This window comes from Dolosigranulum pigrum ATCC 51524 (genome assembly GCF_000245815.1).
Classification (GTDB): Bacteria; Bacillota; Bacilli; order Lactobacillales; family Carnobacteriaceae_A; genus Dolosigranulum; species Dolosigranulum pigrum.
The window spans coordinates 1,006,947-1,019,547 of the sequence record NZ_JH601103.1 but is presented as its reverse complement, the minus strand read 5'-3'; the positions used below and the strand labels follow the sequence as shown (position 1 = coordinate 1,019,547).

Sequence of the window (12,601 nt, the reverse complement as noted above, 5' to 3'; positions counted from 1 at the left end):
ATCCTTACGTAAAAGGAGCCTGGTATCAGGCTCCACTATTTTCGTTTAAGATACTTTGTAAAATACCATTAATAAACTTACTTGACGGCTCATCATTGAACAGCTTCGCTAATTCAATTGCTTCATCCATTACAATGCTAGGGGCCAATTCATCTTCATAGATTAACTCATAGGCAGCTAATCTTAAAATAATAATATTGGCCAACTCAACTCGGCTTAATGTTCGCTTGTTTAAATGTTGATTAATTTGATCATCGAGTGTAGCTTGGTGTTCCTTAACACCTTGTATTAACTTACGTACATAATCTAATGAGTCGACTGCAATTTGAGTTGTCCGCAATTCTTCAGGCAAGAGTTCCTTATATAAAGCGACAAGATTGGTCTCCTCGATGTTCACATTATTGTTTTGAACATTTAAAACTTGCATCAAAGCCTGGTCTTCCGTTAAGGCCGGTAATACATCCATCATATAAAGAGCTTGAAAAGCCCGTTCTCTGGTAATTCGTCTAGCTGTTGTCAATATGAGTCATCCTTTTCTGTCTAAACTTCCCTGTCATCGCTCCTATACTTTATCCGATACCATGGATACAATATGCACATTAACTTCAGATAATTCAATATCTGTCATGTGGTAAATTTGCTCTTTTACACGTTCTTGAATTTCAAGTGCTACCTTAGGCACATTAACGCCCAAATTCAAGTTACAATAAACATCTAAATTAATGCCATCTTGTTCGTAAGAGAGCTGAACACCTTTTTTATAGTTCGTTTGATTGGTAAATAATGCTTTCATATCAGTTGAGAAGGTACCCTTCAGTGCATAGACACCGGATACTTCATTAGCAGCGATATTAGAGATTACTTCTAATACTTCTGGTGCTAATTCAATATCGCCCAATTTATCATGATTATATGTTTTAGCTTGTTTAACCATCCTGTTTCCTCCTTAAAGATTACTATGCTCTAGAGTCGTAGGTTCCTTCTTCCGTATTAATAATAAGAAGTTCCCCTTTATTAATAAAGAGCGGAACTGTTACGACAGCACCGGTTTCTAATGTAGCTGGTTTAGAACCACCACCACTTGTATCTCCTTTAATATTAGGTTGCGTCTCTACAACTTCTAATGTTACTTTTGTCGGCAACTCTAACCCCAATACTTCGCTCTCGTTAAAGATAATATCAACTGTTTCATTTTCTTTTAAGAATTTCAATTCATCCTCGATAGTTGCTGTAGGAATAGCGACTTGTTCATACGTTTCTAGATCCATAAACGTATGCATCCCATCTGCTTCGTACAAGTATTGCATTTGTTTGGATTCAATTAGAGCTTGGTCTACTTTATCTCCTGCTTTAAAAGTAAATTCCTGCACAGCACCATTGCGTAAGTTTTTTAATTTAGAGCGGACAAATGCTTGTCCTTTACCTGGTTTTACATGTTGAAAATCCAAAATTTTCCATAATGAGTCTTTGTAAATAATCGTCATACCTGTTTTAAATTCATTTGTTGAAATCATATAAGTCTCCTTTAGTTTAAATAATAATAAGTTCTTTTGACGTACGGTTAATTGTTTCGTGGCCATCTTCAGTAATGATGATATCATCCTCGATACGCACGCCACCGAGTCCCGATACATAGATACCTGGCTCATTCGTCACCACATTACCTACTTTTAACGGTTCATTATTTTTCTGGTGGAGCGCAGGCCCTTCGTGAATTTCCAGACCAATGCCATGTCCAAGCGAATGGCCAAAGTTGTCCCCGTACCCATTCTCAGCAATGTAATCACGAGCAATTTTATCCAACTCAGCACCGGTCATCCCTGCACAGATCGCTTCATCGACTTTCAAGTTAGCTTCCAGTACAATTTGGTGAATTTTTTTCAATTCTTCACCGGGATCGCCTAATGCAATGGTTCGAGTCATATCTGAGACATAGCCATTGTAATAGCAGCCAAAGTCAATTGTAATCATGTCACCTTGTTCGATTTTTTTATCGCTCGCTACTCCGTGAGGCATGGCAGAACGCTCACCACTTGCGACAATCGTTTCGAATGATACACCTGAAGCTCCCAATGACCGCATATAGAAGTCCAATTCATTGGCCACTTCGATTTCAGTCATCCCTTCTTCAATGTAATCTAATATATGTTCAAATCCTTTTTCAGCAATTTCAACGGCTTTACGGATAGTCGCTAATTCCTCTGCATCTTTCACTTCACGGAAAGACTCAATGAATCGGCCAATAGGTTTTAACTCTGCATCGAAGGCTTCTTGCATCGTTTCATAGGTATCGAATGTAACATGATGTTTCTCGAAACCAAGCGTTTTAACCTGAGCTTGTTCAATTAATTCCGCAACTTTTTCAAACAAACCATTCTTATGCTGGGCAATCTCAAAGTCAGTGGCCTGCTCAGTTGCTTGATCAACATATCGAAAGTCCGTAACAAAGAAAGCTTCTTCCTTCGTAATCAAGCATGCTCCAGCTGTTCCAGTAAAGTTAGAGACATAACGTCTATTATACTCACTGGAAATTAATAACGCGTCAATGCCTTGTTCCCCTAATTTGGACTGAATCTTACTTACTCTTGACATATTCATTCCTCCGTCTATTTATACAATCTTTAACTTCATAATTCATGCTTCCTTATTATACCAAATATCGTGCATAAATAAAATTATTCCAAATGTAAATTCTATTTTTTTGCATATCTAACCGAGAACAAAAACCTAGTCTAAGTATAACATCTGTAACATTTATACTCCGACTAGGTTTGCCTTATTCTTCTAATTAAGTTTCTCGCACTATTTCTTCTGGCTCTGCTACTGTATTATTTCTCTACTCATCCATATTCCCTTCTCGAGGCTTAACGTCAGCTAAAGCTTCTTCAACATCTGGCAATATAACCGTATACGTATAATTTACAGTATAGCCACTTTTTAACTCAGTCGTCAGTTGAAAAGTATCTCGTTGCGGACTGGTCAACGTTACTGTCCCATGATTAAATTGAAAAACTCCACCACCAGTAAGTGGTTCATTATCAACTGTGTCAATATCAGCCAGTTGCTTATGGATATCTGCTAGCTGTTCTTCTAACTCTTCGCGTTCTTTTTTCAAATCAACCTCACGTTCTTTTAGCTCATCATCTGATTCAAACGCTTCAATTTCTTCATCTATCTCGTCTAAGAGCGCATCAACTTCCTCGTCTTCTTGATCACTTCCTAATGATTCAGCTTCTTCCAATCCTAAAATATCGTTCACACGTGCTTGTAATTCTTCAATATCAGTAGCTTCTGCTTCAATTTCTTCACGACGCGCTTTGGCTTCTTCCAGTGCTTGTTGGGCTTGTTCTTGCTTTTTCTCCCATTCAGCCATTGCTTCATCATTTTCATTAAGCAGTTTTTTAACCTGTTCTTTTTCAGCTAAGATGGCTTCCTTCTCCTTTACTTGAGCCTCAAGTTCAGCTTGTACTTTAGCCAATACATCTTCGCGCGTTAGTTGGATCGATTTTTGGATCATTGTTTTGGCTAAGTAACTCTCTTTCACTTGTTCGAAGTGTGTCACTTGATTGGTAACCATAATAGCCACTCCATTGACTAAGAATGCCATAAATCCTAAAAACAACAACGCTGAGACTAAGATGCTTCCTTCATTGGCTCTAATTTTATTCATCATGCCAGCTACTCACCCAAATTCTTGCTTCATACACTTCACCGCTAGAAAAAACACCCGTAACTGTCATGGAACCACCCCGTCTATGCAAAGCTACCTGTTCAATATTCATAATCATTTGTTGTGTGCCATTTTTACGACGACGAATAAAGTTGCCATTAATTTCTCTGTATTCTACAACTTCTTGATCTTCTTCACGCACAACTAATTGTCCGGGTTCGAAAGCCATTAACTCACTGCCTTCAAGATAATACTCGAACTGATTAACGAAGATGTGCCAATCAATTTGTCGGTCCGTCTCGATACCTTCCTGAGCTTTCGCTAAACTGTTAATCCCACTCGATAATAGGAGCAAACACAATGAAGTAATACTTAATGCAACGATGACTTCTAATAACGTAAAACCTTGGTCATTCCTCCAATTCATAACTGATCAACTCTACTTTCTCAATCACCGCCTGACTATCTTCTACTCGGTGCGACCACCTATCAGAAAAAATATAAAATGTCTCATTCATTCGCACCGCTTCATGTTGTTGCACATCCCCATTCCATTCTGACGTGTAATCATAAAGCAGACGATAGGTTTCAACTTCCACTTTTTTCTGTTCACGTGTTTGGTACAATGTAATGACTAAAGGCAAAATCAAAACTAACGCCAATGTAATAATACTGAGGGCCGATAAACTTTCCAGTAGGACAAATCCATCCTGCTGCTTAAACTTTTTGGACATAAAATCGCCCGCTTCCTAACTGAAAAACAAATTCATATACTCCATCTGGCGCCTGAAATCGTGCACGACCAAGCCGGCCAATATTCCCTGAATAAGCACGGAATCGGTAACGGTTCGAGGTCAATACGATGATGCTCTCTGGAGGAGTGATTGTCCGATTTAACGAATGATTCGGCTGTCCTTGCACAAAAAAATCAATCGTATTGTTCTCTGCGCGCACTTGGATTTCGGTCGCTTGTCCATTAAAAACAGCATGATTTTGCATCAATGTCACATTATTACGAACTTCCTCAATAAATAAATCAACCTCAATTTTTTCTTCATAAGATTGAAACGTGATCGTTGGTAGAAGAAATAACATACTGACAATAGCCAAGACAACTGCCGCTTCAATTAATGTTAACCCCTGCTCATCCACTACTCTTTTCATATTAAATTACCGTGAAATCGTCAAATTAGCTTCTTGTGCTTTTTGCAACTGATCATCCGTTAAATAACCACCATTGTGCAGGGTTTGTAGTGAATCAGGTCGCGTGTTTTCTGAGAGTTCATAAAGATCTGCTTGTGTATCAATTACTGTTTGTAATGCTTCATTCCCCGTATCGCTAGCTGATTCTCGGTGACTCCCAATATTGGGAATAATAATTAAAAGTAGCGCTGAAATAATAAACAGGACAATGGCCATCTCTAGCAGTGTAAAGGCCTTTGTACTTCTTAGTTTCTTAATCCAATTGTTCCATTGTTGTTTGAATGCTTTCATCCTAATCCCTCCATTAAACTAAATGTGGGAAGTAATAATGCAGCATAAATTGCTACAATCATTACTGCCACGCCAATAAAGACAACTGGTTGAACGAATGACATTAGTCGCTCAACTTTTAACTTTAAATCTTCCTCACATTGATTTGCGTATAGCATCAACTCCTTTCCTAAATCGCTGGACACTTCGCCGTGCTGAATAATTTGGGCTAATTCTTCTTTTAAGAATTCATACGACAAGATAACTTCATAAAAGGATTTTCCCATCAGCATTTGTTCTTCCATATTATTGGCTAATTCTTGCAAAAATAATGAATTCTCATCTTGTTTCATAATCCGAATAATTTCACGAATACTAACACCATGCTTAATTAACTGGCCCCACTCATATGACAAATATTGACTGCGTGCTAATTGTAACAGGCGACCGACAACCGGTAATTGCGTTAAAAATAGCTGTCGTTCTAAAGGAGTGCGTTTCGCTAGATATGCCCTAACTCCTAAAATGGCAAGAATAATCACTATGACACTACCGACAATAATAATTGGTGACCAATCAATAAGTTGCATCACCAACTTTGTCCCTAAACCGAGATGATCTGTATTACTGGTGGTAATTTGTCTAATATGTGGCAAGAGAATATAACGCATGGCAAATAGCATCCCGATAATGAAAATCACTAACATGACCGGATAACTAAGCAGTTGTTGCATTTTCTTCTTACGATCCATTTCATTAATGATTTGTTCCCCGCAATGATAAATGGTTTCGCCAAAATTGCCATGTACGACCGAAAAATATATTTGGGAACACACTTGCTCAGAAAAGCCAAGTTGCTTCAATTCATAATGAAATTCATTGCCTGCTTCCATTCCGCTCTCAATTGCTAAAATCCATCGTTCGATTTCTATATCAGATATCGTTTTTAAAAACTGAAGTGCTTTCTTTATTGAAAATCCTTCCAGCAACAATACGCCCAGTCGCTTTAAAAATAGCCCTTGATTATGCAATGATTTAAGGGATTTGGTAGCGTTGATAGGTTTTTTCCGAAATGTAGCCATAACTTAACACCTTCCTGAGTAATTGATTAAATGTTCGCATCGATTGTTTACCTTCTTGCACAAGAGAGGCTGGGCCCAACATAGATAATAACTCATTGTCTGCGCGTACATCATAAAGAACGGTTCGCTTCGATGTCTGTCCTTGGTGCGTACAACTAGCGTGACAACTTCCCTCACATAACTGACAATATTGTGGCAATAATTTTTGGAAGACAATGCCAATAATTGTTTGTGACAACATATCTAATGAAACACCCAATTCCTTTAGTCGAGATACCACTCCTTCTGCATTCTTAGCATGTACTGATGCAATAATTAAATGCCCCGTTAATGCACCTCGAATGACCATTTTTGCTGTTTCTTCATCTCGAATCTCTCCTACAATAATGATGTCGGGATGGTGACGTAGCGTTGATTTCAGTAAGGTTTCATATGTAATCCCTGCTGCTTCATTAACCTGTACTTGCAAAAATTCCGGTTCCTCTATCTCAACGGGATCTTCAATCGAAATCACTTGATTAGTCTCTTGAACCATCCGATGTTTAACTAAATTATACATCGTCGTGGTCTTACCCGAATCAACCGGCCCCGAGAATAAAATTAAACCACTTTTGTATTGAATTAATTGCTTTAATCGATCCAATTCATATTGAAAGAAGCATTGATGGCTAACATCAACATCTTCTTTTTTCTCTAGCAAACGAATCACTAGCGATTCATTGGTCCGATAATTGGAAATTGTCGACAGTCTCAAATCAACCTCTGATGCTTCCAACTCATAAACTAATGAGCCACTTTGCGGTTTACGACGTTCCCCCACATCCATATTTGCTTGAAATTTAAAATAAGAAATTAACCGCGTCCCTTCCTCCTTCTCCAAATAAAAATATTGCTTCATTTGTCCATTTAACCGAAAATAAATAGCATAATGACTTTTCTCCGGTAAAATATGGATATCACTCGTTCGATACGACGTCGCCAATGTTAGTACATGAGTTGCATATGATTCAATATCCACCAGTCATCCTCCTTACTCACTCATTGATTGACCCCTTCACTTATACTAGTACTCGAGGATCAAAAAAATTAGTTTTTTTAAATCTATTTTTCTATAAAAAAATAACCTCCTGCTAAAAATAGCAGAAAGTTATCTCTCATACATTTATTCAATTTCACCTTTTATACTTGGGCGTTGTGATACACTTCATCGACATCATCATCTTCTTCAAGTGCTTCTAAAATCTTATTTAACTGTTCTTTTTCTTCATCTGAAATAGGGACTTCAATATTAGGTTTCATGATAAGTTCTTTAGTTGCTAATTCGTAGTCTTCTTCTAATGCATCACGTACCTCAGCAAAATCAGTACCTTCTGTGTAGATTTCAAAAATCTCTTCATTAGCTTCTAACTCTTCGCCACCTGCTTCAATAACAGCCATTAACATATCATCTTCATCCATGTCTAGACCTTCACGTTCGATCACAATATAACCTTTACGTTCGAACATATAGCTAACGGAACCTTTCTCACCTAAGTTACCGCCATTTCGGTCAAAGCAAAGACGAACATTTGTTGCAGTTCGGTTCAAATTATCACTCAATGCTTCGACATAGATCCCCACACCAGCAGGACCATATCCTTCATACGTTACCTCATTGTAGTTGGCTCCTTCATTAGGATCCGTTGCTCGCTTAATCGCTCGTTCAATATTATCATTCGGCATATTCCCATCTCTAGCTTTATCGATTGCCAAACGTAACGCTGGGTTTGTATCTGGATCGTCTCCGCCTTCTTTTGCTGCTTTATAAATATGTTTCGTAAATTTCTGGAATTGTTTCGCTCGTTTTTTATCTTGAGCCCCTTTACGTTGCTTTATATTGTTCCATTTCGAATGTCCTGCCACATTATTCACGTCCTTTATTTAAAATAATCGTCTTCTATTATACCAAACTTACCTTCAATTGACAAAAACTCACTTTTAAGCTTATGGTTTCAAATGTAATTTATTACGAATTTTAACAGCGGTTGAACCGAGAAGATCATCGGCAATACGCGTCTTCAAGGTTAAGACCATATAGACAAGTCCACCAATTACTGCCAAGATAAGCACAGCTGCCAACGACTGAATGCGGGATTCATAATTGAGAAAACTATCTAGACCAAGTTTGCCAAGATACACAATCAGCGCCATAATCGCTGTAATCCCGATGAGTAAGCCGACACGTTTCAACAATCGCTTCACATCAAAATGAACCGCTAAACGCATAATCCAAATCATTAAGAAACAGGTTGAGGTAAGCCCAACTAGCGTAGATGCTAACATCCCAAACGGTCCCATCGTTAAGATGAAGAACGGTTGGGTCACTAACTTAAAACCAAATCCAATAAATACAGCATAGATTGCTGGACGCTGTTGATTCGCTGATTGTAAGACATTTCCTAGCAAAATATAGAGTGCCATAAAAATAGAAACTACCGCATACAAGACCGTTACATGAACACCGAGTTCACTATAGCCGAAGAAAATGACATAAATTGGCTCCGCTAAGATGGCCATCCCAATCGATGCCGGTAACATAATAAAGAGTAGCAATTGGATCGCTTTGCCGAACTGACGGCCAACTTGTCTTAAGTCATGTTTAATCATTAAGTTACTAATAAGAGGGACTGCCGTAATGGCTAGTGCTGCTCCAAAAGAAGTTAAAATCGTCGACAACTTTTGCGCATTTCCTTGCACAATCCCATACGTAATTTCGATCTCTTTTGCTGGTGTATTATTGAAATATTTCATTAGTGGTGCATAAGTTTGTTGATCAATTAATTGGAAAATAATAATACCCGTTGAAACCACAATAAATGGAATAGAGGTCTTAATAATTTCGATTATTAACTCATTTGCCGACACATTAACTTGTTGATGACTCTGTTCGGGTGCCATATTAAATGCGGTCGGAATAGATTTTAAGCGTACTCCCAAATAAACTAATGACGCAACCGCTCCGATAAAAGCTGCAAAAGTCGAAAAAGCCACCGCATAAACAACATCTGCTTTCAGAACAATCCGAATAACGTACACTGCTCCTAAAATAAACGCAATCCGAATCACTTGTTCCACTACTTGTGAGAGTGCCGGTTCTTTCATCCGATTATGTCCTTGAATCAAGCCTCTCGTAATACTTTGGACCGGAATAATGAGCAGAGCCGGTGCCAATGAGCGAATGACTAATACCGCATCATCAATATTTGAACTGGGTCCCGTTGAAGCTAATAGCGGTGCAAAAATAAACATAATACCTGCTGATAAAGCTCCTGTAATCAACATAATTTTTAATCCCTGTTTATAGATGACTTTGGACGTTTCAAATTCTCCCATCGCATTATATTTGCTCACACTCTTGGAAATGGCTGAAGGCACTCCTGCTGTGGCAAATGTTAAGAAAAATGCATAGGGAACGTAGCCAATTTGGTACAGCGCATTCGCACTCGCCGCAACATCTATATTTCCCATCATCGCCATCCACGGAATAATGTACAATGCACCTAATATTCGCGACAACATACTCCCTAAGGTCATCCAAGCTGAACCACTCAACATCTGGTCATCGAGATTTTGTTCATCTACAATTAAATCTTGCTCTAAATTATCCACACATTTCAATCCTTTTATTTTAAAATTGTCGTACTTCATTTTACTGTGTTCTCTAGTGTAGCGCAACATAATTCATCAATTTCACATAAAACTTTTACACCACAAGGCGAACAACAGACTAGCCCATCTGACCAGTCTGTTGCCTGTGGTAGGATATCCATTAGTTGGCTACGATATTAACTAGCTTCCCTGGAACAACAATTACTTTACGTACTGTTTTACCTTCTAAGTGAGCCTTAATATTATCGTCACTTAAAGCGAGTGCTTCCAAGTCATCTTTTGAAATGGTGCGGCTTGCTGTTTGTTTACCACGAACTTTTCCATTAATCTGGAAAACAACTTCTACAGTATCTTCAACTAATTTACTCTCATCATATGTTGGCCAAGCTTCATATGAAATACTGTCTTCTGATCCTGTTAGTTTGTGCCACAATTCTTCTCCAACGTGCGGTGCTATTGGCGCGAGAAGTTTGACAAATCCTCTCATGTAGTCCAGTGGCAAGGTGTCTTCCTTGTACGCCGCATTGATGAAGATCATAAGTTGTGAGATAGCCGTGTTGAAAGATAATGCTTCATAATCTTCTGTCACTTTTTGAACAGTCTGATTGTAGACCACCTCTAAGTTTTTATTCGCTTCCTCTACGATTTTCTCGCTTAACTGATTGTTTTCATTAATGTAGAGACGCCATACTCGGTCCAAGAATTTACGCGCTCCTTCTAAGCCTTCTTCTGACCAAGCAATAGCTGCATCCAGTGGGCCCATAAACATCTCGTACAAGCGCAATGTATCTGCTCCGTATTGTTCCACCACATCATCCGGGTTAACGACATTCCCTTTTGATTTCGACATTTTTTCATTGCCTTCACCGAGAATCATTCCTTGATTATACAATTTTTGGAACGGTTCTTTTGTCGGAACAATGTCTAAGTCATACAAGAATTTGTGCCAGAAACGTGCATACAACAAGTGTAGGACAGCATGCTCTGCACCACCAATGTATAAATCAACCGGCAACCATTTTTTAAGTTGGTCTGGATCAGCGAGTTGGTCTGGATTGTGAGGATCAATATAACGCAAGAAGTACCATGAACTACCAGCCCACTGTGGCATTGTATTCGTATCGCGCTTCCCTTTTAGACCCGTTTCAGGATCAGTAACATTCACCCAGTCTTCAATATTAGCAAGTGGTGACTCACCAGTGCCGGATGGTTTAATATGATCTGTTTTTGGTAATTCAAGTGGTAAGTCTTCTTCGGGTACCGTCGTTGTGGTTCCATCTTCCCAATGAATCACTGGAATCGGCTCCCCCCAGAAACGCTGACGCGCAAATAACCAATCACGCAAACGGTAAGACACTTTCTCTTCTCCAAGCTCATGTTCTTGTAAATAATCAATCATTTTCTTAATCGCTTCTTCATTGTTTAATCCATTTAAAAAGTCTGAATTGATGTGCAAGCCATCTTCGGTATACGCACCCTCAGCTACATTAAATCCTTCAATGACAGGAACGATTGGCAAATCATATTTCTGAGCAAATTCAAAATCACGCTCATCATGAGCAGGTACTGACATAATCGCACCCGTTCCGTATGAATCCAATACATAATCAGCTACCCAAATTGGCATCTTCTCGCCACTCACTGGATTGATTGCATAGGCTCCGGTAAAGACACCTGATTTATCCTTATTCAAATCCGTACGTTCTAAATCAGATTTTTTAGCTGCTTGTTTAATGTAGCCATCAACTGCTTCCGCTTGTTTCTCAGTTACAATAGCCTTGACTATAGGAGATTCTGGAGCGAGCACCGCATAAGTTGCCCCAAATAATGTATCCGGTCTTGTCGTAAAGACGTCAAATGTTTCATCAGAATCAGCTACTTTGAATGTCACATTAGCCCCTTTTGACTTCCCAATCCAGTTGCGTTGCATTTCTTTAATATTCTCAGGCCAATCGACCAATTCTAAGTCTTCCAGCAAGCGATCGGCATAAGCCGTGATTTTTAGAATCCATTGCTTCATTGGTTTACGATAAACTGGGTGGCCCCCCCGTTCTGACTTACCATCAATAACCTCTTCATTAGCCAAAACAGTACCTAATGCGGGACACCAATTGACAGCCACTTCTGCTTGATAAGCTAAGCCATGCTCATACAACTTTTTAAAAATCCATTGCGTCCATTTATAATATGTTGGATCCGTTGTATTAACTTCACGTGCAAAATCATAACTAAATCCGAGCGATTTAATTTGTTGTCGGAATGTGTCAATATTTTTATTTGTAAACTCAGCTGGATCATTTCCTGTATCTAAGGCATATTGCTCAGCCGGCAGTCCAAACGCATCCCAACCAATTGGATGCAGTACATTATACCCTTGCGCTCGCTTCATTCGAGCGATAATGTCGGTTGCGGTATAACCTTCTGGATGTCCGACGTGTAAGCCTTGACCAGACGGATAAGGGAACATATCTAACGCATAAAAATATTCCTTCTGTTCATCATCCCCGGTTTTGAATGTTTCATGCGTTTCCCAAAATTGTTGCCATTTTTTCTCGATTGATTTATGATTGAAACTCATTTACTTTCTCTCCTTTTAAACAGTTAAAATCGTCCTATGAAAAACTACCCTCTCGTAGCTTTTCATAGGACGATTCATTAGTCGTGGTACCACCTATGTTCCGCCACATCCATAAAATGGATGTGACGCTCTTCATCTTTAACGCAGATG

14 protein-coding genes are annotated in these 12,601 nt (G+C 38.9%); all 14 read right to left on the bottom strand.

The genetic code is table 11. The features are described from left to right. Window positions 1-25: 25 nt before the first annotated feature. The gene (gene nusB / locus HMPREF9703_RS04700; protein ID WP_004636037.1) at window positions 26-520 is read right to left on the bottom strand and encodes a transcription antitermination factor NusB; all 495 of its coding nucleotides are present in this window, start codon (window positions 518-520) and stop codon (window positions 26-28) included. A gap of 42 nt (window positions 521-562) precedes the next feature. Beyond that, on the bottom strand, window positions 563-934 hold the full coding sequence (locus HMPREF9703_RS04695) for an Asp23/Gls24 family envelope stress response protein (protein WP_004636036.1): 372 nt from the start codon (window positions 932-934) through the stop codon (window positions 563-565). Window positions 935-956: 22 nt separating this feature from the next. After that, window positions 957-1,514, bottom strand: a complete 558-nt coding sequence (efp, locus tag HMPREF9703_RS04690) for an elongation factor P (RefSeq protein WP_004636035.1) — start codon at window positions 1,512-1,514, stop codon at window positions 957-959. Between the two features lie 16 nt (window positions 1,515-1,530). Beyond that, window positions 1,531-2,592, bottom strand: coding sequence for a M24 family metallopeptidase (locus HMPREF9703_RS04685; RefSeq protein ID WP_004636034.1), 1,062 nt, complete (start codon window positions 2,590-2,592; stop codon window positions 1,531-1,533). Between the two features lie 244 nt (window positions 2,593-2,836). Further along, on the bottom strand, window positions 2,837-3,670 hold the full coding sequence (locus HMPREF9703_RS04680; RefSeq protein ID WP_155800819.1) for a coiled-coil domain-containing protein: 834 nt from the start codon (window positions 3,668-3,670) through the stop codon (window positions 2,837-2,839). Next, a complete protein-coding gene (gene comGF / locus HMPREF9703_RS04675) occupies window positions 3,663-4,097 on the bottom strand; it encodes a competence type IV pilus minor pilin ComGF (protein ID WP_004636032.1) in 435 nt (144 codons plus the stop codon). The genes HMPREF9703_RS04680 and comGF overlap by 8 nt, the downstream gene beginning before the upstream one ends. Continuing rightward, window positions 4,081-4,404 carry a type II secretion system protein gene (locus HMPREF9703_RS04670; RefSeq protein ID WP_004636031.1) on the bottom strand — a complete coding sequence of 108 codons (324 nt, stop codon included), beginning with the start codon at window positions 4,402-4,404 and terminating at the stop codon, window positions 4,081-4,083. The genes comGF and HMPREF9703_RS04670 overlap by 17 nt, the downstream gene beginning before the upstream one ends. Then, on the bottom strand, window positions 4,388-4,834 hold the full coding sequence (comGD, locus tag HMPREF9703_RS04665; protein ID WP_004636030.1) for a competence type IV pilus minor pilin ComGD: 447 nt from the start codon (window positions 4,832-4,834) through the stop codon (window positions 4,388-4,390). Before comGD ends, HMPREF9703_RS04670 begins: the two co-directional genes overlap by 17 nt. 6 nt (window positions 4,835-4,840) lie before the next feature. Then, window positions 4,841-5,164, bottom strand: coding sequence for a competence type IV pilus major pilin ComGC (gene comGC / locus HMPREF9703_RS04660; RefSeq protein WP_004636029.1), 324 nt, complete (start codon window positions 5,162-5,164; stop codon window positions 4,841-4,843). After that, window positions 5,161-6,225, bottom strand: a complete 1,065-nt coding sequence (gene comGB, locus HMPREF9703_RS04655; protein WP_004636028.1) for a competence type IV pilus assembly protein ComGB — start codon at window positions 6,223-6,225, stop codon at window positions 5,161-5,163. Before comGB ends, comGC begins: the two co-directional genes overlap by 4 nt. After that, complete coding sequence (gene comGA / locus HMPREF9703_RS04650; RefSeq protein ID WP_004636027.1) at window positions 6,179-7,243, bottom strand: competence type IV pilus ATPase ComGA; 1,065 nt, start codon at window positions 7,241-7,243, stop codon at window positions 6,179-6,181. The genes comGB and comGA overlap by 47 nt, the downstream gene beginning before the upstream one ends. A 161-nt stretch (window positions 7,244-7,404) precedes the next feature. Beyond that, window positions 7,405-8,127, bottom strand: a complete 723-nt coding sequence (locus HMPREF9703_RS04645; protein ID WP_004636025.1) for a YebC/PmpR family DNA-binding transcriptional regulator — start codon at window positions 8,125-8,127, stop codon at window positions 7,405-7,407. Window positions 8,128-8,208: 81 nt separating this feature from the next. Beyond that, window positions 8,209-9,873 (bottom strand): putative polysaccharide biosynthesis protein, encoded by a 1,665-nt coding sequence (locus HMPREF9703_RS04640; protein ID WP_004636024.1) that lies wholly within the window; start codon window positions 9,871-9,873, stop codon window positions 8,209-8,211. A gap of 160 nt (window positions 9,874-10,033) precedes the next feature. Beyond that, window positions 10,034-12,451, bottom strand: a complete 2,418-nt coding sequence (leuS, locus tag HMPREF9703_RS04635; RefSeq protein ID WP_004636021.1) for a leucine--tRNA ligase — start codon at window positions 12,449-12,451, stop codon at window positions 10,034-10,036. Window positions 12,452-12,601 lie beyond the last annotated feature (150 nt).